Origin of the sequence: Chitinophaga terrae (ex Kim and Jung 2007), assembly GCF_900107795.1 — a bacterium.
In the GTDB taxonomy this organism is placed as follows: domain Bacteria; phylum Bacteroidota; class Bacteroidia; order Chitinophagales; family Chitinophagaceae; genus Chitinophaga; species Chitinophaga terrae.
In genome coordinates this window covers 1-23226 of sequence record NZ_FNRL01000031.1, presented here as the reverse complement: position 1 = coordinate 23226, position 23226 = coordinate 1, and the positions used below count along the sequence as shown (strand labels likewise).

19 protein-coding genes are annotated in these 23226 nt (G+C 46.5%); 8 read left to right on the top strand and 11 right to left on the bottom strand.

What is annotated here, in order from left to right:
• Window positions 1-56: 56 nt before the first annotated feature.
• From BLV62_RS23895 to BLV62_RS23870, 6 genes are all read right to left on the bottom strand, one after another.
• On the bottom strand, window positions 57-2852 hold the full coding sequence (locus tag BLV62_RS23895) for a porin family protein (protein ID WP_139170376.1): 2796 nt from the start codon (window positions 2850-2852) through the stop codon (window positions 57-59).
• 35 nt (window positions 2853-2887) lie between these two features.
• Window positions 2888-4090, bottom strand: a complete 1203-nt coding sequence (locus BLV62_RS23890) for a 6-bladed beta-propeller (RefSeq protein WP_168927977.1) — start codon at window positions 4088-4090, stop codon at window positions 2888-2890.
• A 256-nt stretch (window positions 4091-4346) separates the two neighbouring features.
• Window positions 4347-5465: a glycoside hydrolase family 99-like domain-containing protein gene (locus BLV62_RS23885; protein ID WP_089764988.1), complete on the bottom strand. Its 1119-nt coding sequence runs from the start codon at window positions 5463-5465 to the stop codon at window positions 4347-4349.
• A 3-nt stretch (window positions 5466-5468) separates the two neighbouring features.
• Window positions 5469-7262 (bottom strand): SusD/RagB family nutrient-binding outer membrane lipoprotein, encoded by a 1794-nt coding sequence (locus BLV62_RS23880; protein WP_089764986.1) that lies wholly within the window; start codon window positions 7260-7262, stop codon window positions 5469-5471.
• Between the two features lie 9 nt (window positions 7263-7271).
• Complete coding sequence (locus BLV62_RS23875; RefSeq protein ID WP_089764984.1) at window positions 7272-10514, bottom strand: SusC/RagA family TonB-linked outer membrane protein; 3243 nt, start codon at window positions 10512-10514, stop codon at window positions 7272-7274.
• A gap of 261 nt (window positions 10515-10775) precedes the next feature.
• Complete coding sequence (locus BLV62_RS23870) at window positions 10776-13349, bottom strand: hypothetical protein (protein ID WP_139170375.1); 2574 nt, start codon at window positions 13347-13349, stop codon at window positions 10776-10778.
• Between the two features lie 316 nt (window positions 13350-13665).
• On the opposite strand from BLV62_RS23870, the gene BLV62_RS23865 reads away from it, so the two are divergent.
• Window positions 13666-14361 (top strand): hypothetical protein, encoded by a 696-nt coding sequence (locus tag BLV62_RS23865; RefSeq protein ID WP_089764980.1) that lies wholly within the window; start codon window positions 13666-13668, stop codon window positions 14359-14361.
• On the opposite strand, the gene BLV62_RS23860 is transcribed toward BLV62_RS23865, so the two are convergent.
• Complete coding sequence (locus BLV62_RS23860; RefSeq protein ID WP_089764978.1) at window positions 14362-15666, bottom strand: MgtC/SapB family protein; 1305 nt, start codon at window positions 15664-15666, stop codon at window positions 14362-14364.
• A gap of 87 nt (window positions 15667-15753) precedes the next feature.
• Here BLV62_RS23860 and BLV62_RS23855 point away from each other — a divergent pair, with 87 nt between their 5' ends.
• From BLV62_RS23855 to BLV62_RS23840, 4 genes are all read left to right on the top strand, one after another.
• A complete protein-coding gene (locus BLV62_RS23855) occupies window positions 15754-16473 on the top strand; it encodes a hypothetical protein (protein WP_211117947.1) in 720 nt (239 codons plus the stop codon).
• A gap of 120 nt (window positions 16474-16593) precedes the next feature.
• The gene (locus tag BLV62_RS23850) at window positions 16594-17001 is read left to right on the top strand and encodes a GNAT family N-acetyltransferase (RefSeq protein WP_089764976.1); all 408 of its coding nucleotides are present in this window, start codon (window positions 16594-16596) and stop codon (window positions 16999-17001) included.
• Between the two features lie 74 nt (window positions 17002-17075).
• Window positions 17076-18452 carry a glycoside hydrolase family 140 protein gene (locus tag BLV62_RS23845; protein WP_225889696.1) on the top strand — a complete coding sequence of 459 codons (1377 nt, stop codon included), beginning with the start codon at window positions 17076-17078 and terminating at the stop codon, window positions 18450-18452.
• A 73-nt stretch (window positions 18453-18525) separates the two neighbouring features.
• Window positions 18526-19038: a PPC domain-containing DNA-binding protein gene (locus BLV62_RS23840; protein WP_211117945.1), complete on the top strand. Its 513-nt coding sequence runs from the start codon at window positions 18526-18528 to the stop codon at window positions 19036-19038.
• Window positions 19039-19163: 125 nt separating this feature from the next.
• Here the strand turns inward: BLV62_RS23840 and BLV62_RS23835 are convergent, their stop codons facing one another.
• The gene (locus BLV62_RS23835; RefSeq protein WP_089764975.1) at window positions 19164-19487 is read right to left on the bottom strand and encodes a hypothetical protein; all 324 of its coding nucleotides are present in this window, start codon (window positions 19485-19487) and stop codon (window positions 19164-19166) included.
• Between the two features lie 9 nt (window positions 19488-19496).
• A complete protein-coding gene (locus tag BLV62_RS23830; protein WP_089764973.1) occupies window positions 19497-19871 on the bottom strand; it encodes a hypothetical protein in 375 nt (124 codons plus the stop codon).
• A gap of 162 nt (window positions 19872-20033) precedes the next feature.
• On the opposite strand from BLV62_RS23830, the gene BLV62_RS23825 reads away from it, so the two are divergent.
• The 3 genes from BLV62_RS23825 to BLV62_RS23815 are packed head-to-tail and all read left to right on the top strand — an operon-like array spanning window position 20034 to window position 22200.
• The gene (locus BLV62_RS23825) at window positions 20034-21335 is read left to right on the top strand and encodes a flavin monoamine oxidase family protein (RefSeq protein ID WP_089764972.1); all 1302 of its coding nucleotides are present in this window, start codon (window positions 20034-20036) and stop codon (window positions 21333-21335) included.
• 60 nt (window positions 21336-21395) lie between these two features.
• Entirely contained in the window at window positions 21396-21659 is a 264-nt protein-coding gene (locus BLV62_RS23820) for a DUF4342 domain-containing protein (RefSeq protein WP_089764970.1), read from the top strand.
• 31 nt (window positions 21660-21690) lie between these two features.
• Entirely contained in the window at window positions 21691-22200 is a 510-nt protein-coding gene (locus BLV62_RS23815) for a VOC family protein (RefSeq protein WP_089764969.1), read from the top strand.
• Here the strand turns inward: BLV62_RS23815 and BLV62_RS23810 are convergent.
• Complete coding sequence (locus BLV62_RS23810; RefSeq protein WP_089764967.1) at window positions 22197-22868, bottom strand: alpha/beta hydrolase family protein; 672 nt, start codon at window positions 22866-22868, stop codon at window positions 22197-22199. The genes BLV62_RS23815 and BLV62_RS23810 overlap by 4 nt on opposite strands.
• 111 nt (window positions 22869-22979) lie before the next feature.
• On the bottom strand, window positions 22980-23226 hold a 247-nt coding region (locus tag BLV62_RS23805; RefSeq protein WP_139170266.1), incomplete at its 5' end, for an integrase core domain-containing protein.

Sequence of the window (23226 nt, the reverse complement as noted above, 5' to 3'; positions counted from 1 at the left end):
GACAGTATTACAGAAGGGACGTTTTGACGTCCTTTTGTTATTTGGTTAAACTGCAATTATTGAGTTTTCCGACCAAACTTCCTCGGATAATAAGATAACGACAGCATAAAATACTGTCTTAGTACATTAACTGTACTTGTAGTTAGCATATTATTGCTTCCCTCGTAAAACACGCCCCTGTTCTGCCTCAACAAATCCAACGCCGACAGTCTTATCTCCCAGTCCTTTGCTTTCGTTAAACGATAAACAGCTGCGGCATTCCAGAGAATGAAGTTCTCAATACCATAGCCGGAATTATTGTTATAGGAAACGTTGGTATTGATAGTAAACCGGGAAGTCGTGTTGCAACTGGCGCTTAAAATAGTGGAATAGGTACGGCTTCTCAGTTCCTCTGCCTTGATATTTTTTTGTACTGCCAGGTAGCTATAGAACTGTTGAGAAAGGTTGAGCGCTATAAACTGTCCCGCAGAATAGGCAATACCAAGCCTGATAGTATTATTCAAAGAACCGGTAGCGTTTGCAAATCCATTTATGCTGTTAGGCCTGTTTATATAATTTGAAGTGGCATTCAGCTGCAGCTCCAGGAGATTGGAGTTGAATTTGAAGGCTTTGTTCATGTTAACGCCTATCCGCGCATGCTTTTCAGTTCCCAGGTTGATGTACCTGAACGTCCGTCTGCCGAGGCTATCGGTGGTGATGTCTTCTGTTATAGGGTTATTAATTGCTCCAATATTCAAATTGACAAAATAATTGAACGGTTGGATGCCCGAGATATTATTATGCCGCATATTAAACGATAATTCATACCTGTCGGCCGGTTTTAATGCCTTATTTCTTAATAAAATGAAATACTGGTTGATACTGTCTACCAACGGCGCCATCTGGCCGGAGGTTGGGTAATCAGGTTTTATTTCCAGGGTCCAGTTATATGAATCCTGGAAAGCGCCATATTGATTGTTCAGGTAATTGATGGTCAGTATAGGCGTAAACTTTATGGCATTAAGACCATATCGCTGGCTTTCCTGGGTCGATTCATTTTTTTGCCTGTAGAACTGGTATTGCAGGATGAGTTCTGCCAACAGGTTCTTCTGGTAACGCTGGTACAGCGACTTAATAAAATTTCTGCTGATACTGATACCTGGCGCTTCATTGATGACCGTATTCCGCTGCTCTGCTGTCAGTAAAGGATTCAGGAAATAATCATCCGACGACTTTAACCGGTCGAAAGCCTTGTTATCGTCCCTTCCCTGCCTCAGTTCCAGTACATTCACAATTTGCAGGTTAAATCTGGCAAGCGGGCTATATGAACCTACGATCCATGGAAGAAAATTCCCCCACCTGGTATCCAGCAACTGGTCAGTACCCTTCCTTTTTTCTTCATATTTCCTGTCGAAATGCCTGGAAAGCGTCATATCTTTCAAAGCTGTAAACTCGCTTTCCCTGGCCCTGTCACCTTCGTTATTGCTCAACGTCAGGGAATATTTCACCTGGTAATCTCCCGGTCGCAGGTGACTTTTGGATACTGATTTTCTTCCTGCCGCTTCGATGGTCCAGTTAAGTCGCTGGTATCTCGAATCGTCGGTCGATTGAAGAACATCCTTGCTTTGCGGCAGGTTATCATAGTCGAGCGACCTGGTAGTTTCGTTGCCGTTGCTATGCAGGCTTCCCAGGTTGAAAGAAACGGCAGTTGAGAAAGAAGACAGCTGGTTGTTTTTCTCATACTTTGAGCTGAATGAATGATCCGAGGAATGCCTTTTGTAGGCGCTCTGGCTTTCCTGGATATTGCCAACTCCATCGCCCAGGAGTATTTCCGACCTGGATTGCCTGGATACCGATTCATGCATATCGTCCATGAAGTAGTTAAGATTAAGCCTGTTTATCTTCATACTCCCCACGTCAGGAGTAAAATCGTATTGCCATGAAACGCCTGCGTTGACAGGGGAATGCAACCCTTGTACCATCAATTCCGGTTGGTATTCCAGGCTGGTTCCTACACCTTTAAAGGTAGTATTTCGAAGTATGGTGTTGAGATCCTTAGCTACCTTATTTACATCATTTGCTGCCGCTACAAGAGAAAGCTGGCTTTTTTCCGAAAAAAAGTTCATACCTGCATCTGCTTCATAATGCTGATCTGTTCCGGCGCCGGCGGCCATCTTTCCGAAATAACCCACTCCTTTTCCTTTTCGCAGTTTTATATTCACTTCCAGGAGGGAATCAAGTATGCTGCCCGGAGAACCGGCAACCTGATAGACCTGTATTTTATCAACTGCATTTTTAGGCAGGTTCTGGATAGCAACCTTCGTGTCGCCTCCGAAAAATGGTTTGCCATTCACCTGCACCCTTGATACCTTCTTTCCGTTTACCGTAATACTTCCATCATTCCATACAATAACACCCGGCAACATCTTTAACAGGTCTTCCGCCTGTGCCGCCTTATCCAGTTTGAATGCAGATGCATTAAACTCGAGGGTATCGCCATTGAACTGAACCGGCGGAGCGGCTATTTCGATGGTTGGCAGTTCCCTGTTTTTCTGAACAAGGTTTATTGCTTCCAGTTGCAATACCTGCTTTTCTTTTGAGATCAGTAACGGGAAATAGCGTGTAATATAGCTAAGATGGCTGACCGCCAGGTATAATGGTTGTTCGACCGGCAGTTGAGCAAAGCTGAATTCGCCCTCGTTGCCGGTTAACCTGAAAGCAATAAGACTGGAGTCCTTTTCCAGGTACAGCGCCACAGTAGCGGAAACAAGATCGTAATCGTGCACAGAATCCCTTACTGCGCCTTCTAACCTCCCCGTTGAGGCGGTATCTTTTTTCTGCGCTGTTGCAGGTAAAAAGAACAGCAGCTTCAAAACAGCAGCAATTATTAAGAACCGGGACCTGCGCATTAAAGGTTAGATTTGGGCCTTAACTGAAGTAACACCGGGTTGCTTTTTCTATCCTGTGTATTAAAGTAATTCTCTAACAGTGCCGGGTAAACGGGATGTTTGTCCCTGGCGGCTTCCTTCGCAGCAAACATCGCAACGGAGGGAACACTGAAATATATATTTTCATGATCGCTGAACAGCATTTCTGATCTGCTTCCCGTTGAAACCGGCAAATAGGCGGTTTTTATATCAGCAGCTATTTTATCAAGTGTAATAAGCCTGCCGCTTTGCGGACTGTATAAAAGAGTAACAGCAGCAGGGTTTGTCATCCTCAGGTCCATCAACAGGTAGTTTTTGACGAATGAAGCCGCCCAGATGCAGTGAACAAGGGATTTGCCTTTCAGCCATTCCTGGCGCTTCCCTTTATAAATACTATCAGTATCAAAATTCAGGGGAATAGACAGATCCTTTGGCAACAGGATCTCAATTTCCTTTTGTATACCGCCAGCGTCTAATTGGTATAAAGTATAGCTGAAGTCTGGAGAGTAAAGACAAACGCTATCTACCGGCCCCCTATTGAAATAATTCATGTGCATGCTTAAATCATCAAGCAGCGTTGCATTCCGGAAGTTGACAGGCAGGTAAAAACCGGGAGCCGACAAACTATCTTTTACAATTGAAATATCAAAAGGGACAAATTCATTTATTCTTTTTTCAGAATAAGGCCGGAGTTGCTTGCAAACGAAATATCCGTTCTTTAGCTGGAAATAATCCTGGGTGTATCTAGGAAGCATGATCTTCCCTACCCTTTCACCGTCGAATGAATAAACATACAAAACGTTGGGCTCAAAAACAGATCTAACGTAAAACCTGTCGCCAGTTGCCGCAATACTGATTGAAGAAATGATACTCCGCCTCTGCCCTTCGTTGCTCCCCGTTCTAAATACCCTGTCGAATTTCAACCTGTTAACTTTATGGTGGAAACTGCCATCTTTGTTGAAAAACAGCACTGCTTCCGTATCCTTGTCCAGGATCACATAATATTCAGGCGTTACAAATAACTGGTCAATTCTTCCAAACAGGCTCTCTTTGGTTGTCTGTAAAGGAATAAACTGCACATCGTCAAAATATTTGGAAGCTGCTCCTCCCATTGCATTCAAGGGATCGATCATCACTTTCTGCTTTTCAACCGGGTCCTGGGAGCGTACAACTACGTGGGCCAATAGGGTGAATATAAAGACAACCAGAGTTTTTGGGTTCGGGAACATAAAGTTTTCTAGTGTATAGATGTGTTATGGAATTTATGGGTCAATATGCGCAGCACAGATCGGAAAAACCTGCTACAGCTTTCCCAATTTAATAAAATGAATTTATACAAACTTGAATAACATAGAGAATAATTCTCTTTCCTCTTTCAACATATAAAAAAGGGACCGTAAAAACGGCCCCTGTATATATTGCTTTTGACGAGTTGCGACTTTACTGTCGCTTAAATTGTTTCCTGGTCAGGTTCAGGTAAAGCTCTCCATAAGCTTTGGAAGCCTCCAGCTGGCTGCCTTCCGACCAGTTATTCCATGAATCTATCAATATCATCCTGAGCTGGCTGCTGACATTCTTCTTGGCTACATTGCATAATTTCTGGTACAACGCCCCGCTATCACTACGCGGATAAGTTGGATTGGTACTATTCACATTGGTGATAAGCGGATCGTAGGCGGGAGAAATATTCGGGATATATTCTGCCTGGAAGTTATCCTTGAAATACTGTTTCGAGTAAATCCAGGCCTGATCCATTACCTGCGGCAACAGGTACCACCTGTCCCAGTTGCTGATCTGGGTGCTGTAAGAACTATGATAAAGCGCATTTACCGTACCGCCCCTGAAACGCAGGTCGTACCTGGCAGGCGGCGTCCAGCGGTCCTGCATCCCAACGATGTAGGCATCTACGCCCTGGGCTTTCAGCCTTGCCCTGAGGGTATCGTATACTTTTTTGCTGCTGTCGGAGTTCAGGTTCTGCGCATTCTGGATAAACAGCATTGGTTTACCATCCACTTTTACGCTGTTATCATCTTTCAGGTAAGGAACAAGCCTGACAAAATCGCTGAAAAACGCTTCCAGGTTAGCAGGATTCTTTTCAATAGGCGCTGTAGGGCTCAAACCAAACTGGCCTGTATTCAGGTTGTATTGTACGGCAAATTTCAGCTGGCCTTCTGCATTGTTATTGAGGAAGTTCCTGACTGTAGCAGAGTCGGAGCGATAGTTCGCGGCGTCTTTATTTGCAGAACGAATACTGAAGATAAAGAAATCGATACCTGCTTTTTTTGCCTGGCTGATATGCGCCGCCATTATATTGGCCTGGGCGGGTACGCCATTGGTATAATTATAACGGCCTACTACCGGCGTATCCTTTACATTGGCGTTAAAACCGCCGAAGGTGTAATAGAACGCGCCAACGTTATAGTCGTCTGTTACCGGTATCTCAGGTATCTGGTAGTTCAGAAAATTATCATCTGCCGAAGGCCCTGTTAGATCTTTCTTACAGGAAATTATAAACGCAGTGGCAGCAACTATGGTAAATAATATTTTGATACGTTTCATCGATTACGGTTTAATGGTCTGTGAAAGCCTGATCGGGATACCTGTTTTCCTGCAATCTTCTACATAGGCTTCCCAGTTAGGATATTTTTTACGCAAATAGGTGTTATCATAAGCTACGTCGGTACGATCGTTCCATTTCTTGCTCTCTCTTTTATCATCTACTGCAAAATGCAAACGGGTGTACATATCGTAATCATTCCCGCTTGTAACGTTGAGCAATTTCAGGCCGCTGTTATAACCTTGCGGATTAAGGGTAGGCACTGAAGTGGGGTAAGATCCGCGGCCCGGGATGTCGGCATAGGTTGGCGTAGAAGAATAGGAAGAATAACCGCCCGGGTTCGTATGCGGAGGCAGGTCAAACACCAGGGTGCGGCGTTGCAGGCACCAGCAATCGAAAGCCCCGTCAGGAAAGTAATTCAGCCAGCGTTGTGCATATATCTTATTCAGGTTACCGGCAGGTATAGCCGGTTTAACCAGGTGCAGGTAGTTCCAGAACGGGTTGCCTTCTGTTCCCCATTTCACACCATCTACTTTCATATAATTGCCCAGGTCGGCCGACGAAATATTCCAGGCCCTGAAATTGGCTGCAATGCCCTCGTTATAATACGACTCCGCAGATCCTGAACCATAGCCGCGGTAGGCTGCTTCCGCTTTCAGGAACAACACTTCGGCATACGACATGATCACATAAGGCCTTGTTACCTGCATGATAGCTGGTGTCACAGCAGAAAACGCCTTCTGGTCGTTAGATCCCAGGTCTACTCCCTGGTTGGGATTCAGGAAGGCATTCCATCCTGTAAGCTTGGTATTGGCCAAAGGCATCCCCAGGTAATCTATTGGATATTGAACTATGCGGAGGGAGTCGTCGTTCAGGCTTGTCAGCGTATCGGTGATCAATGCCCGGTTGGCGGTAGGTACGGAGTCGTAATATACCTTCATACGGGGATCCGGGTAAGAACGGAAGAAGGTACTTAAAAACTCGCTCATCTTTGGTCCGGCATTCGTTGAATTGGCGTTGTATGGCCAGAAGTTATTGCTTTTCACATATCGCTGGAAGTAAGGATTTTCGTTGCCCGACACGTTTTCAAAAGGCATTTTCGCGGCGTCGGCATCGCTGCTCATCAGCGCCCCTTCGTTCTGCATCACTTCCCTGATATGACCTTCTGCAAACTGTTTCAGCTTCGGGTTTTCCAGGATGTTCAGCGCGATCTTCAGCCGCAGCGAGTTGGCGAATTTGATCCATTTATTAATATCCCCGCTGAAGATAGCGTCGTAGGTCAGCTTATCCCTGGAGGGATTGAGATTGCCGGCCGCATCTTTCAGGGTATTCAGCGAATAAGTGTAAACATCATCCTCATCATCAAACAACACATTGCTCAGGTAACCGGTATTATTGGCCTGGGTCATCGGAACCGGGCCATAGATGCCTGTAAGAATGGAATAAGTATATGCTTTCATTATACGGGCTACCTGTACCCGGTTGCGATATATGGAATCGGCGCCGTAGTTCAGTTCTACCTGTGTAAGGTTGCCGAGAACGCCCTGGTAAATATTCTGCCAGAAACCATTGTCGGTTACATCGTACCTGGTACCAGCGATGGCCAGGTGGCTAAGGTCCCAGAACCTTGTTCCGTTCATATTTCCCAGTTGCAGGACCAGGTTCCTGTTGGCGGCGTGAATAGAGGCTTCAGGCGTTGCGCTTCCAAACTGGGAGCTGTCTTTGTTCATGCTTGCAAAGTCGCGGGTACATCCCCAACTGAATAGCAGAAGGCTTATATATATTGTAAGTTTCTTCATAAATGTCGATTAAAACGTGAGTTTCAGGTCAAAGCCATAAGTAGAGTACGGGAAAGACCCTCCCAGTTCGATACCCTGGGCATTGCCGGTAGATAAAGCCGATTCAGGATCAATTCCTCTTGGCGTGTGTTTGAAGATGGTCCATAGGTTGCGGCCTACTAACGCCAACCGGGCCGACCTGACAGGAGTAGGTTTGAGTAAACCGTTAGGCAGCGCATAGCCGAAGATCACTTCTGACAAGCGGATGCAGGTGGCGTCGAAAGTGACGGCAGGCGTATTGTTGGTTACCATGTCCGATTGGTAAGTAGTAGGGTTCATCCAGATGGTGCTTTTCACCAGGATAGGTTTACCGTCTTTATCCGTTGCCGAGTAGTAAGCATTCGGGTACATCGACCCTTTAGGCCGTTCTGCGTCTGCATACTGCGTGTTGCCTTTAGAGTTAGGCAATCCCTGGCCCATCCTTTCCTGGTCGTTTTCTCCCAGCACAATAGCGCTCATCAGCCATTCATCCCTGCCATACAGGCTGGACTGCGTACTTCCTGCAAAGTTGGCCCTGGCATAGGAGCCTGAAAACAGTTTACCTCCCCATTTCACCGTTACAAGGAACGACAGGTCGAAGTTTTTATATTTTAAACCGGAGCCTATTGATCCCAGCCAATCGGGGTGAAAGTTGCCCAGGTAAACGTTCTGGTCTACGATTGTGCGGCCATTGCTGGAACTGACCATAATGGTATCGCCTCTTTTCAACGGCCCGTTGCCGATCAGTTCACCGTACTGGCGGCCTTCCACGGCATATACGGAAGCTCCCAACTGACCGCCCAGGCGGATCCTGTCGATGCCCGGCGCTATAGAAACAACCTTATTCACGTTTTTGGACCAGTTAGCCCTGACAGTCCATTTCCAGTCTTTGTTCTGGTAAGGCACCGCGTTCATGGAAATTTCCACTCCCTTGTTCTGCATCTCGCCGGCATTCATCATGCGGGTGCTGTAACCCGTTTCGTTTGGCACATTAGCCTCGATGATCTGGTTAAGGGTATTGGATTTGTAGAAGTTAGTGGTCAGTTGCAAACGGCTCTTGAAGAAAGAGAGTTCCAGCCCTATCTCCCTGGATATTGTTTTCTCAGGTTTCAGGTTTGGATTCATCAGTTTATAGTTATTGGACGTACCAACCTGCGCATAGTTCAGGTAAGGATTGCCCAGGAACAGGCCATTGCTGTACATGGTATACAGGGTTAGCGGCGGGGCGGCGTTACCAACCTGCGCATAGGAAGCTCTTAGTTTACCGAAATTCAGGACGCTGGACTGGGGTAAAAGGTTAGAGAAAACGAAACTGCCGCTGACAGAAGGGTAAAAGAAACTGGAATTGTTTACCGGCAAGGTAGAAGACCAGTCGTTACGCCCTGTCACATTCAGGAACAGGAACTCGCGGAAGCCCAGCGTTGCATCTCCTAAAATCGATTGCACATTTGATCTTAAAAGATATTCCCTGGAAACAGGAGGAGAAGTGGTGTTCTGGATGCTCGGCATATCGTGGGTCAGTAACGCGTCTGTAGAGGTGAACTTGGTCTGGTTGTTATTCATCACATACTCCGCGCCCACGTTGGCCTGCAAGGTGAAGTCTTTACCGAATTTATCGCGGTACGAGAGCATTCCCTGGTAATCCCACATCTGGTTGATCTGGGAAGTGGTGTTATAAGCGCCTCTTGGCGTTCTTAAACTTCCCAACTCCGTATAGGTATAGTTGTTAAAATTCAGGATGTCGGTAGATGCCTGGGTTTTAAAACTTAGTTTATTGGAGAAGTTAATGGTAGCGCTGATACCGCCTATGATCCTGTTCCGTTTATCCTGGTTGCTGTTCTCATACAACATCCAAAGCGGGTTTTCCGTACTGTTGGTAGATCCCAGCGTGGTAGAGTTGCCAAAGGCGTCGGCCCAGGGGGTCATGGCATCCAGGTCGAAGCTGCGTGGCAGGTATACGTATGCCGCCATCGGGCTGTTCTGATCCAGGTTCCTGACCATCCTGTTCTTCGTGTTCTGAGTGGTATATATTACCCTGGTATCAATATTCAGCCAGTCCACCACTTTCCTGCTGGCATTCAGCTGGAGGTTGTGTTTCTGGATCAGGTTGGAATTTTTCAGCACATCATTGCTATTCGTATAGCCGTAAGAGAGACGGAAGGAAGATAATCCATCGGCCCTGCTAATGGCTACGTTGGAAGAATTGGTGATGCTGTTCTTATACAGGTCGGTAATATTATTGGGCTTCGGACGGTAACCGCCGGGAATGGGGTTGCCGGCAAAATCGTTGTATGGCTGCCCGAGCATTGGCATACCCCAGGAGCTGTTATTTTGCCCCATCCGCACGCCATTGGTGCCTTTTACGATGTTGTTGCCATTTCCGACCAGCTGCCCGTTTCCTCCCTCGCCGTATACATTCTGGTATTCCGGAAACTGGGCGATGCTGTTCACCTGGGTGTTCTGGTTAACGGAAAGCCCTAATGACCCGTCTCCTATTTTTCCTTTCTTGGTAGTGATGAGGATGGCGCCATTGGCAGCGCGGGAACCGTATAAAGCGGCGGCGTTGGGCCCCTGTAAAACGGTCATGGTTTCGATGTCGTCGGGATTGATATCTGCCGCCCCGTTGCCATAGTCCAGCTTATTATCGTTGGCATCTCCCATATCGTTGTTGATAGGCACCCCGTCGATCACCCACAACGGCTGGTTGTTCTGGGTGATGGAGTTCTCGCCGCGGATCACTACCCTGGCCGAGCTGCCCGGTTGTCCCATATTGGTGACCTGCAGACCGGCTACTTTTCCTGATAAGGCATTCACCAGGTTCAGGTCGCGGGCTTCTGTAAAATTGTTAGCATCTACCGTTTGGGAGGCATAGCCTACCTGTTTTTGCGTTTTGGTAAGCCCCATCGCCCCGGTGATCACCACGTTGTTCAGGTTGATGGCGGAAGGCGTTAGCAGGAACTGGACGGCTGTCCGCCCGTTTAAAGCAATTTCTTTTGGTTCATAACCCGTCATTGTAGCTCTGAGTACCGTGTTGTTTGGATCATTCACATTCAGGGAAAAGGTACCATCGGCCTGGGTAGCCGTACCCATTTTAGTTCCCTTTACCAGGATACTTACTCCCGGGAGCGGATTGTTTTTGTCGTCTGTGGCTTTACCCCGGATCTGGGTGCGTTGGGCCATTGCCTGCGAAAAAAGGCAAAGCGACAGGACAGCTGACAAGCAGAATCGCATCATTGATTGATAATTAATGGTTTAAAAAATCGTGGAACTTCTGTTAGCCTGATGGCGTTTAGCTGATCGTACTTATAGGAATTTGCAGGAAAGGGATGGTACTTTCAAATCGTGGAATCCAGTAAGTCATCGCTTCGCCGAAACGCAGCTTTTGTTAAATCATATTGCAAATCAATGCGCTAGACGCTAATAAATGGATTAACATTCGCATTAACGCGCCATTAATTGCCAGATTTTTTTGCCTGGGGAGATAAAAAGACGGGATTAAGAGATGATTTCCTGGAAACTGGTGTTAAATGATTCGCCATAGATATGACGATAGTCTTTACAGAATTTCTCATAAACAGATTTCGCTAACGTCAACCTGTTTAACTGTATCAGGTTCCGGCACTTCCAGCGAAGTGCATCTTCATGTATAGGATCAAAAACGAAAATTGCATTGGCGATCTCTATAAAGGTATCGGGAGATGCATTTCCGGGAAGCTGCCCTATCTCCCTTAACAATATATCCAATACCTGGGAGGAGACTTCCGATTTAATATCTTCCAACCATAAATACTCCGTTCTGAAAAGGAAGGTTCCTTCTTTAAGAATATTCAATAAAGTATGTAATTCGTTCGTTGTCAAATTATTAGACTTGGATAGTGCATAGAATTCCATCAGGTCTACCCATAATAACGCCGGGTCATACACGAACTTCCATTTGCCATCTTCCCGCTGGATCACTCCTGTTCCCAATTTCTCCAGTATCCCTTTCAGTTTCACCATGTTCACGGAACGGTTATTCCGGGCATCTCTTTCCGATTTGTCGTACCACAGCACTTCGTATAGCTTTTCCGTTGAAATGCCTTTGCCGGTGCGAGCTGTATGAATAACGATCAGCAGGAACATCTCTTTGATCAGGGGAGAAAAAAGATGTGTCAGCGCGTTCTTGTCCTTATCCCTGACTGTAAATTCGCCGAACAGGGTTAATATAGCTTTCCCTTCCTTAGGGTCTTGCCCTTGTTCCGCTACCGGCGCAACGGGCTTCACAGGAACCGTATTAACGGTTGGTAAAGCCGGGGCCGCAGGCTCGTCAGGAAGTTTAGTTATTGCCGGCAAAGGTTTACGAATCAAATACTTACGCAAAAAGACAAATAAGGCAATAGCTACGCCGATTAATGCAATTATTAATAAATAACGGGGCCGGTTATACCAACCGGCGGCACTGGTTGCGGCTGTAGCGCCCTCCTGCAGTTGCTGAGGCGGGAAGGCCAGTGAGTAGATACGCACCTCGGTTGATCTGTCTTTTGCCGTGAGCTGGGTAATGGCCAGCAACTGGTTGCTTCGGGCGCAGTAAAAGAGATCCGCGCTTGATAAGTTGTCAGCAAACGCATAAGGAATAGTATCCGCGGCCAGCTGATAGGTCGGTTCGTGCAACGATCCTTTGATCAGTTGCAGGGCCGACCTAAAACGGTCATTAGGAAAGATAAGTGCGTAATAACTATTGTCGGAGGTATCTATAACCATGGAAGAAGCAAAAGCGAACGGCTCTTCCGGTTCCTTCAGGGTATAGATCTTTTTTATTTCCCGGTTCTTTACATCGAACATCAACAGGTCGTAGTAGTAGCGGGGATTGAGCATCTGCTCGCCCGTGTTGCTGCCATAACCGCCGAGTATATACGCTGTATCGCCCCCGGCTTTGGTACCCAATGCCGCCAGGTAACGGGGCTTGTAATCCTGCTGCTGTACCTTTACCTCTTCCCATTTGCGGTCGTTGAAGGAACAACGCTGTACCAGGTTCTTGTACTTCAGCTGCCCATAGCCGCCGAGTACATACAAGGCGTTTTCCCGTTGGTTGATGAACTTATTTGATTGCCAGTACTGGGTCACTTCCAGGGAATCGATCTGCTGATCCCATTTTTTTGCACCAAAAAGAAAGGCAGTGATCTCCCGCTTATCAATATGTATGCTATATAAGGTCTTGTCGGCCGGGTTGTAAATCGATTGAAATCCTCTTGCTAAAAAAACCGGTTTCGACAGGCCATCAGCAGACAAAGAACGGTCTCTCAGCAGGAAACGATGAATGCTGTCTGACCCTACCATATATACTTCTTCTTCGAGCGGGTTAAAAGTATAACTACCGTTCCCTTTAACGGTAACGGTTTGCAACAGCTGCCAGCGTTGATGCAGCGGCGTTTCCCAGATAGGGTTGGTAACGAGTGCCTTCTTCCCTCCTATACTGTCTATTGCCAGATTTCCATCTACTTCTTTCAAAGGCCAGAAAGCGTATTGTTTGCTTCCGCGGTGCAGGGATACATCTTTCAGCTTCATCGGCGGCAGGTCGCTGGATTTAAAATTCGGCAGTTGCGATGCCCCGAAACTGATCAGGAAACAATGATCCCGGAGCGCGAGCTGTCGCCCGCCGCAGGATCTCCCGTTTATGAACAACGATAAAGTCTGGTCCTTATATTCCAACGCGCAGGTATTCCATTTCCTGAAAAGCAAACTGCTATCGATCGTGAAGGAGAGATCCATGTAATTCCCTCCTGAAACAATATTGAATTGCTGGTTTTGATTATTGTAGATGAGATCTATATTCTGCCCGTGCTGATTGACCATCCGCAACAGGTAACCATAATAGACCTGTTTATCAGGATAGAAGCTGAATTGAAAAGACATACCAAAGTCGCCATCCAGGCACCATGGTTCCTTATCGCTTAAATTCAGCGAGGTTCTTTTCTCCTGGACCTGTTCAAAGGAAGAGAAAACCAATCCCTGCGAACAGACTGGCCGACCTGTTACAATTAATATTACGACCCATACTACTATCAGTACTTTCGACGAGCAAATATTCATGATGGAAATCACTAAAGGGCACAGTTATCTTAAAAACCTAAGGTGAACGTTATGATGCAACCAATCGCTTCAATCTCATAACATGGAACCAGGACCTGTTGTTGGTTGATTAAATACTGCTATAATGTTTTTAATAAACTTGCAGCAGTAAAATTAAGGGAAAAAAACTAAGGTCAAAAGCCCGGTAATGTAGTTTTTTACATGCGACAGCGATAGATGTATCTTTCCTTTTCTTTTTCTCCCGTAGTTGTCTTATCTTCTTACTGGTAAATACTAAAGCAGTTCCCTATTTCTAAAATAAATTAAATACTGTACCATGAATTTCTTCCAACGGGTTGCCCAGGCGATTATCCGCATCTCCTTTTATTTAAGCGTATGGGTGATCAAACTCTTTTCCAACAAGAAGCAATACCAGGAAAAAAGGCAGCAACTGGATGAGTTGCCGGCCGGCACACTGGGCAAAGATATTTCAACTTGCTTGCAGGCAAATAAACTAGACCTGATCCCCGGATTCGGGAGTCATGACCTCAAACATGTTCTTCTTGGCTTTAAGATGACGGCATTGGATGAAATACGCCTGCAGGCGTTCATGCTGGGAAATGGCAACATCACCTTTATCAGTTTAGCCATCTTTATTTATGGAGCATTACTCCTGCCCGGAAAATGGAAGATCTTTTACCAGGATTTTAAGAACGGACGAAATGCCCTCCCTATTGCCTCATGGACAATAGAAGAATATGGGCATCGATCAACCAGCGAACTGAGAGCGCTGGTTTTTGAAACCAGCAATGCAAAAGTGAATACGCAATTCTTCTTTGCCAAGGTTGCTGCATATGCCGCTATGATCGCCAGGTTATCAGGAATGTTGTACTGTCTTCCATTCCTTTTCTCCGCTTCCGTGGCCGACCTGGTCGGAGCCGGATTTCCATTTGTAGGAGGAGCGGTGCTTGCTGGCGCAGGGCTAATAGCGCTATCTAACCTGGCGGCGAAAAAATATATTCCCGCATCCTGATCACTGAAAAGCGCCGATCAGCGATCCTGAAATATTAAAGATATGATCCAGTACTACGGATAATACACCGGCAGCCAGTACCGACATCAGTTTCCATGTAAATGCCTTTACAAGGGTCTTATCTTTAATATTCTTCCAGACAATAGGAAAGTCTATCATGGCGCTGGCCATGGAAGAAATAATTGCCGTACTGCCGGCAACGTTAGGGGAAATTTGTCCGTGCATGGCCATCGTAGCTGCCGCGGCTGTGGTACTGGCGCTGCTGGCAAGTCCTCCCAGGAAACCTGTAACCAGGATACCGCTGTTTCCGAACACGCGGGTCAACAAAGTTCCTCCAACCTGGATGATGATAAACAACAAGCCGAAAGTCAGCAGTTTCCTTATTGAAATAGGCGACTTTAACTCCAGCTTGCCTTCCTGTTGCCCGTAGGCCTTCTCGGCCATGAGATCGCGCCATATCCAGATAGCCGCCACCACCGACATTGCCAGCAACGGCAGCAGCGTAGCGGTCAATGACAGCGGAACAAAGATGGCGGCCAGTATCATATTCCGGGTGAACATAGAAATATTAATAATACTGGAAAGGATAGTGATCCTCCCTGGCGTACCTGCTTCCTGGACCCGGGTGGTCATTTCAGCAATTGTTGCCGTACTGTTTACCAGTCCACCGAATACCGCGCCCAGGTACAGGCCTTTGGAGCTGAAGATCTTCAGGAATACATAGTTGAGAAAGCCAATCCCGGCAATCGCGATAATACTGACCCATGCATCGCTGGGGTTGAAGAGGTTCCATTTATCGACATACCTGTCGGGCAATAAAGGATAGATAACGAAGCCGATCAATCCCAGCAATATGGCGCCCCTGATCTCTGAAGTTTGCAGATCTCCGGCAAACCTGCTAAGTTCCGTTTTCCATGCGAGCAGCATGGTAATCACAATGGCTGAGGCAACCGGTGTGAAAATATGCCCCAATCCGGTGAGCACTCCTAACACATAGCAGGCTATTAAAGCTGCAGAGGTGGTCATTTCGGAGCTTTTATCCGTCAGGAAGCTTTTAACGTTAGAAATCACTACTAAAAGGCATACCGCTATTAATCCACCTATCACCAACCCGCTGCTGATCTGTACCGCCAGCATCCCTGTTAACGACACGATAGAGAAAGTACGTATGCCCGCTTCCTTGTGCGACCAATTCCTTTCCAACCCGATCAACATTCCCATACCTACCGCCACAGCGATCTTCAGGGCAATGGCAGCTACATTAAAGTGTACAAATTGTTCGTTCAATTCCAAAAGTTTTATCATCTCACTAAATATAGATCCAATACGATAGTGGCCCGCATTTTGTCGCGCTCCGTTTTAGCGCATATCACAAACCTGAAAATCATTGTTATGGCAACTCAAGTCAAGGCTCCGGCGCCTAAAACCAAAAAGACAACAACTGCTAAAAAGCCTGTAGCCAAAAAATCAGCACCCAAAGTGGTGGTCAAAGATTTAGCCAAAGGCTACAATAAATTTAAAAGTTTTGAAGGGAAAGAGTATACAGGCATGCAGGTTGGGCGCAGCCACCATTGGCAATATGACGCCGGCGACTGGAAAGAAACCAAGATCACGCCTGACCTGTGGGAAATTTCCTACGCAGTGACCAAGCGCCGTAAAGGACATGCCCCGGAAAATTCCGGCGCCAAAGTAGGAACAGGCTACCAATGGTATATATTGGCCAACCAGAAAGTGGTGAAGCTGAATGCAGATGACTACACCACCGAAATGTCGGGCCTGAAATTCAAGCTGGCGCATAAACGGGCAGGGAAAGAGAAATGGAATATCAGCGCTGCTACGCAACGTAAACACCTGATACAGTTTTTAAACGAGATCATTAACCAGTTGCAGATTGAACCCATCACTTTCGAATTTGATTACCAGGATGTGCATTATAAGGGAGAAGCGCTGCCTGTACTGGCAACCTGCGGGGAAGACGGTACCTGCTCGGAATTTGAAATCACGCTGAATGATGAGAATATGGGGATCATCAAGCACATGAAAAGTGGCTGGAAGATGGATAGAATGGATAAGAAGATGATTAAGCTGATAGGGGAACAATTGGAGATATAAGTGTGCCCTATTTCTTCAGAAGAGGTGTGAACAACGCCAACAATTGGACCACCGGTTTTTATCAAAAATGGACTACCCGGATGATCCAACTCCTTGGTACATTTGTTTCAAATTTCAACAATGATCACCTACCAGATAGAACAACAACTGGATGCTGCAGCATTCACCGACCTGCTGATCAGGTCAACCCTCGGCGAACGCAGACCAATTGATAATCCTTCCCGCATCAACAAAATGTTGCAACATGCCAACCTTATCATCACGGCAAGGGACAATGGCCAATTAGTTGGCGTAGCCAGGTCACTGAGCGACTTTGCTTTCTGCACTTATTTGTCTGATCTCGCAGTTGATGAAGCCTATCAAAAGCAGGGAATAGGAAGAGAATTGATAAGAAGAACAAAAATCGAATCGCCGGATGCGAGGCTGATCTTGCTGGCCGCTCCAAAAGCAATCCATTACTATCCCAAAATCGGCATGAGCCAGTGGGAACATTGTTACACATTGGATAATCCGGAAAAACTCGTTTAGCCAACGATTCCCCTTTCCGGCGCATTTGCTCTCTCAAAAAAATATCCCTATCTTTTGAAGAGCCCTTAAACGTTATGGATAAACGCTTTTTCACATTACCGGTACTCCTGCTATGGATATTAAGCGGTATGGCGCAGCAAAAACATATGGCAGACCGCCTGCATGTCAGCGCCGACGGACATTTTCTTGAACATGCAGACGGCGCCCCTTTCTTCTGGTTGGGGGATACAGGCTGGGAGCTGTTTCACAGGTTAAGCAGGGAAGAGATCAAATCATATCTCGACAATCGCGCCGCTAAAGGATTTACAGTGATCCAGGCGGTAGCGCTTGCGGAAATGGACGGATTGCGTACACCGAATGTTTACGGTCAGACACCATTCGATAACCAGGACCCGGCGAAACCCAACAACGCTTACTTTTCGCTGATCGATAGTACTATTGCCTGGGCCATGCAGCGCAATCTTTACATCGGCCTGCTACCTACCTGGGGCGACAAAGTGACTCAGTTATGGGGCACAGGGCCCGTGGTCTTTGACAGCGCCAAAGCATACGCTTACGGCAAATGGATAGGCAGCCGGTATAAGAACAATACCAACATCATTTGGATCCTGGGAGGCGACAGGCCCGCAGCCAGGGAGAACGAGGACTGGAGGCCTGTTTGGCGGGCCATGGCCGCCGGTATTAAATCGGCTACCGGCAATAAATGCCTGATCGCCTACCATCCTTCAGGAGGAAGTTCATCGTCGCAGTGGTTGCATAATGAACCCTGGCTGAACGTCAATACCTTTCAGAGCGGGCATGGAAACGGGCACGACGTAGCCTGCTGGGATTTTGTAACGAAGGACCGGGGTTTGAGTCCGCCTAAACCCACCCTGGATGCAGAACCCAATTATGAAGACCATCCTGTCAGTCCCTGGCCAAAATGGAATCCCGACAATGGCTATTTCCGGGCCTACGATGTGCGCAAACAATTGTACCGTTCTGTTTTCGCCGGCGCCTGTGGCGTTACCTACGGTCACCATGCCATCTGGCAATTTATGGGCGATAAACAGGAAGCCATCAACTACCCCGACAGGGGATGGAAAAATGCGATGGACAGGCCCGGCGCTTTCCAGGCCGGTTATCTTTGTCGACTAATGCAGGAATATCCTTCTGCCAATCAGCAACCCAACAATAAACTCATCGCATCTGCGAACGGCGAAAAGGGGACCTACCAGCAGGCCTGCCAGAGCGCCGATGGGAAAATAGCAATGGTATATTTGCCTGTGGGAACGGAAATAAAGATCGATCTGAATTTTCTGAAAGGGAAAACGGTGAACGCCACCTGGTTTGATCCCCGTACCGGCAAGAAACAGGCAACTCAAGCGGTTAGCGGCCGGGAGATACATGCCTTCACCCCTCCTGCCCTCGGGGTGGAAAATGACTGGGTACTGTTGCTGCAAGCTATATAACAGCTGGTTGGTACATGTAAAGCAATCTTATGGCAGAACTTTTGATGCCGGTGTCTTTTTAAACAGATGTTCTATGAAGAAGACTGCTTTCATTTTTATCACATTGCTAAATATTATTGCTATGAATACCACCGCACAAACGATATTAAAAGGCAAAGGCTGGACGGCCCGGAAGGTAGACAACGCTTATATTGTAAGCGTCGCTGACAAATCGAGTATCGTAAATGCGCTGACAGATTTCGTAACAAGCCAGCAAATACGTGCGGGGCAAATTACCGGTATCGGAGCGGTGAACGAAGCGACCTTGCGTTTCTTCAACCCTGATACAAAGAAGTATGTCGACAAAACGTTCAACGAGCAGATGGAGGTAAGTAATCTTTCAGGAAATATTTCTGAAGTAGAGGGGAAACCTATGCTGCACCTGCATGCCACATTAGGCAAAAGCGATTACACAGCGCTGGCGGGACACTTGCAGGATGCACATGTGAGGGGCGCCGGCGAATTTTTCATTTATCCATTGAACAGCAGGGTTGTTAAAGTGAAGAATGAAAATGTGGGACTGAACTTTTATGATTTTGAGCAATAGGCAGATGTAAACAGGCAACGTTCCACGGAGGCGCCGGCCTGAAGCTGCTTTTAAATAAACAAGCGGTTGCCTCGATACCAGGTGAGGCAACCGCTTGGCGTATTTTAAATACCAACGGATCGTTCTTATCGGTTCGGGAAAAATCTATCCAGGTCTTCGTCTCCCACTACCATTCGCAGATCAATTTCATTTTCGTTTAAAGACATTGCCAGGCAGTAAAGCCTGGAGTCGGCGTACTGATTGCTATGCAGCACTACTTTTATTGAATTGGCAACAGGATCGACTTCGAGCGTTTTACTATCAAAATTACGGAGCAGGGTTTCAAATTCCCTGGCTGCCGGGGTGTCAGACGATTTCCATTTTCCGGTTATATACCACATGTCATTGGCCACATCTGTGAGTTCACCGATCGGGTTCCCGTTCCAGGTTATAGTAAAGGTATCCGGCATAAAATTATGTTATAGTTTGGGGTTAAAAATAGATAAAATGAATGAAAGGATGCGTGGATATTTTGGTTTGTGGAAAAACTTGTCTATGGCCTCAGACGACGCAAGCTGCCTGAGATTTATCACATTATCATCAATATAAATTGCAAGACAATAAAGCACCAGATCAGCATTTTCCGTATTGTGTAAAATGACCTTCAATGAATTCGTTTCCGGATCTTGCTGAAATGCTTTCATATCTCCATCCCGGAGCCTTTTTTCAAATTCGGTAGAGATTTCAGTACCAGACAATATATATTTCCCTTCCAGGTACCACATATCCCTGGACATTAGTTCAATTTCACCAACAGCATTTCCATTCCAAACAATATTATAGGTATCTGGCATAAAGGCTAAAATCGGATGTATACAAAACAATCAAACACCTCGTACATGTTTCTTAAAGATAAATAATAAACCTGTCTCATCGCAGTTTTTACAAAAATGATTATTGAAGCCGGAGGATTTGAATTCAACAAAATACTAACTTGTGTACAGCAATAAAGAAAGATGAAACAGACAGATATTCTTATAATCGGAGCCGGAGCAGCAGGACTCATGACTGCCTACACCCTTGTGAAAGCAGGTAAAAAAGTAACCATACTGGAAGCCCGCGACCGCATTGGTGGCCGTGTCCATACATTCGGCGATGCGCACCATTTTTCGGGTATAGAGCTGGGAGCAGAATTCATTCATGGGAACTTACCTGTAACCCTGGGATTGTTGAAGGAAGCCGGTATTAAGAGCAACAGCATTAGTTTTGAAATGTTGAGGCATGCAAATGGAAAGTTTGAAGAAAGCGAGGAGTTGGTAGAAGGATGGGACGAGTTTATGGAAAAGGTGAACCAGCTGCAGGAGGATATGACGCTGCATGATTTCATTCTTCAAAATTTCGCGGAAGAAAAATATGCCCCTATGCGTTTGCAGCTTGCCAACTACGTGAATGGCTACGATACCGCCGACCTTTTGGATGTAAGTACATTTGCCCTGCGGGAAGAATGGAATAATGAAGATGAGGACGCGCAGCATCGTGTAGCCGGCGGCTATAGCGCCCTGATGAACTATTTGGCAAAAGTCTGCCTGGATAATGGCAGCGAGATAGTACTGAACACACCGGTAAGAGGAATCCATTGGAGAGAGAATAACGTGCAGGTAACAACTGCAGGCAACGATGTTTACAAGACGGGCAAGGTGGTGATTGCCTTACCGCTTGGAGTGCTGCAGGCGGATGACGCCATTGCATTTCACCCGGTCATCGACAGCCATATGGAAGCAGTGAGAAATATAGGCTTCGGATCTGTAATAAAGCTATTATTGAAATTTGATGATGCGTTCTGGGAAAAGCACGAGGCGATCAGGCAAGCCGGCGACCTATCTGCCACTAAAATGATGTTGCTGGCAGGCCAGTCAATCCCTACCTTCTGGACAACGCCCGACTCCCATCCTCACCTGCTTACAGGCTGGCTGGGCGGTCCGCCGGCATACCGGCAGAAAGACCTGTCGTCAGCTGCCCTGGTACAACTGGCCCTGGAAACCTTAAGCCATGTTTTCAATACCAGTTCAGAAGCCCTGGGAAGCAAACTGGCAGCATCGCAGGTTGCCAATTGGATCACTGACCCCTATACCAGGGGGTCCTATGCCTACGATAAAGTGGGAAGTACCAAAGCCCGGAAATTGCTGAACCAACCGGTGGAGGGTACGCTCTATTTTGCAGGAGAATACCTCTATAGCGGCCCTACCATGGGCACCGTGGAAGCGGCGCTGATCAGCGGAAAAAATACCGCAGAAACGTTGCTGAAATATGCAGTATAAAAATGAGGAGATGACAATTTTCATTATCTTCATTACCTCTACTTTTAAACAAAAGACGCCATGACTACAAAAGAAACATTTATTCTCCACGGAGAAAACCTGGTAAAGAAAATAAAAGAACTTATTGCAGAAGGTAATATCAGGAAGATTACCATCGCACATAAAGACGGTAAAGAGATCATGAGCTTTCCGCTGACCTTTGGAGTGGTTGGTATAGTACTTGCCCCGGTGCTGGCTGCGGTTGGAGCGGTTGCTGCGCTGGTGGGAGAATGCAGTATAACTGTAGAAAGAGAAGAAACGAAGGAAGGAAAAGAGAGCGTGTAGTCTTTCACGTATTACCACTCACTTACTGACTATGAGTAATATTAACAGTACGCTTGCAGGCCTTGAATTTGCTCAAATCGGCTGGGTAGTTCCGGATATTCATACAACGGTACGGTTCCTGTCGCAAACGCTTGGCATCGGGTTTCCGGAACCAGAGTACATACGGGCCCAGGACCTGAAAATGAGTTACATGGGAAAAGTAGTGGAAGCCGACTGGCTGGCAACCCAAACCTACAATGGCGGCACTTTTATTGAGCTAATACAACCACTTACGGGCCAGAGCATGTTTCATGATTACCTGGCTAAATATCCTGCCGGCGGGACTCAACATCTTGCTTTCCGGTTGCCCATCAGTGGCTTTGATAAGATCACCGAAGAGATACATAAGCAGGGATACACTGTTATCAGTGAAGTAGATCACCCAATTGCCAGGATGGCTTTTTTTGACACATATCGCACCTTAGGTGTTGCTACAGAGATTATGGGTATAACACCCGAAGGATGGGCGGCGATCAAACAAATGCAACGGGCCAACGGCTAATTGTTAAAATAATTATTGATGATCTGATTGATGGTATCTGCTTTGTTATAGACCATCAGATGCCCGCCGCCTTTGATCTTGTAATCGGGATGCACCAGCCAGCAGGGAATGACCCTGTCGGCCGTTCCGTGGATCTGGATAACCCTTTCAGGCGCTTCCCTGTTGTCCCAAAAGGCAATTGCTCTCAATGCCCAACGGAAAAAAGTAATATCGGTGCCTCTTAAGAGTTTCGACAAAGCTTGTTTATCCATAGGCGATTTTACCCCGAAATAACTATAGGTAAGAAAATTGGAATGCCGCAGCAAGGAGCCCGGAATGATCTTATACAAACCCAGTTTCATGAAAAAGCACTGTATCCGGTTCAGGTCATCCCTGGTTTTGGCTGTAGAGATCAACGCCATTTTATCTACCCTCACCTGTTTTGATACTTCTACGGCTACTATGCCGCCAAAAGAAAGCCCGATGAAATAAGGATTAGGTGCAGTGATCTGGTTTTTGATCCTCCCTGCGTAAGAAGTTAATGATTCGTTATGCTCTGCAGGGATCCATTTGATATATACTTTATTATAACCGGGAAGTTCCAGGTTGTTAAAAACGCTTGAATCGGCGCCCAGGCCGCTGAACAGGTATACCGTTCTTTTATTTCCAGTAGCTGAATCCTTTGGCATTTGTGCATAGCCAAAGCAACTGCCTAATACAAACAGAACATGTCGGCTTCCCGAAATTAAGACTGTGTAATTTTACAAAATTCTCTTCAAATTAACCTAAACCTAAATACCCTAACACGCCTGTTTATCGCTTTCAAAATTGGATAGAGCAGCATATTCTGTTGGTGGCATATTTCCAAGACTGTCATGTGGCCTGTGATTGTTATAATCATCCATCCATTGCCAGGTAACTTCCCTCACTTCGTCCAATGTGTCAAACAGGTAGCAGTCCAACACATTATCACGGTAAGTACCGTTCAATCTTTCCACGAAACCGTTCTGCGTGGGCTTTCCGGGCTGGATATATAAAAATTCGATG

Bases quoted from the DNA above. Each gene is read 5' to 3' on its own strand.
- BLV62_RS23885 (WP_089764988.1), bottom strand. From the start codon at position 5,465: ATGAAACGTATCAAAATATTATTTACCATAGTTGCTGCCACTGCGTTT.
- BLV62_RS23880 (WP_089764986.1), bottom strand. From the start codon at position 7,262: ATGAAGAAACTTACAATATATATAAGCCTTCTGCTATTCAGTTGGGGA.
- BLV62_RS23875 (WP_089764984.1), bottom strand. From the start codon at position 10,514: ATGATGCGATTCTGCTTGTCAGCTGTCCTGTCGCTTTGCCTTTTTTCG.
- BLV62_RS23870 (WP_139170375.1), bottom strand. From the start codon at position 13,349: ATGAATATTTGCTCGTCGAAAGTACTGATAGTAGTATGGGTCGTAATA.
- BLV62_RS23865 (WP_089764980.1), top strand. From the start codon at position 13,666: ATGAATTTCTTCCAACGGGTTGCCCAGGCGATTATCCGCATCTCCTTT.
- BLV62_RS23860 (WP_089764978.1), bottom strand. From the start codon at position 15,666: ATGATAAAACTTTTGGAATTGAACGAACAATTTGTACACTTTAATGTA.
- BLV62_RS23855 (WP_211117947.1), top strand. From the start codon at position 15,754: ATGGCAACTCAAGTCAAGGCTCCGGCGCCTAAAACCAAAAAGACAACA.
- BLV62_RS23850 (WP_089764976.1), top strand. From the start codon at position 16,594: ATGATCACCTACCAGATAGAACAACAACTGGATGCTGCAGCATTCACC.
- BLV62_RS23845 (WP_225889696.1), top strand. From the start codon at position 17,076: ATGGATAAACGCTTTTTCACATTACCGGTACTCCTGCTATGGATATTA.
- BLV62_RS23840 (WP_211117945.1), top strand. From the start codon at position 18,526: ATGAAGAAGACTGCTTTCATTTTTATCACATTGCTAAATATTATTGCT.
- BLV62_RS23835 (WP_089764975.1), bottom strand. From the start codon at position 19,487: ATGCCGGATACCTTTACTATAACCTGGAACGGGAACCCGATCGGTGAA.
- BLV62_RS23830 (WP_089764973.1), bottom strand. From the start codon at position 19,871: ATGCCAGATACCTATAATATTGTTTGGAATGGAAATGCTGTTGGTGAA.
- BLV62_RS23825 (WP_089764972.1), top strand. From the start codon at position 20,034: ATGAAACAGACAGATATTCTTATAATCGGAGCCGGAGCAGCAGGACTC.
- BLV62_RS23820 (WP_089764970.1), top strand. From the start codon at position 21,396: ATGACTACAAAAGAAACATTTATTCTCCACGGAGAAAACCTGGTAAAG.
- BLV62_RS23815 (WP_089764969.1), top strand. From the start codon at position 21,691: ATGAGTAATATTAACAGTACGCTTGCAGGCCTTGAATTTGCTCAAATC.
- BLV62_RS23810 (WP_089764967.1), bottom strand. From the start codon at position 22,868: ATGCCAAAGGATTCAGCTACTGGAAATAAAAGAACGGTATACCTGTTC.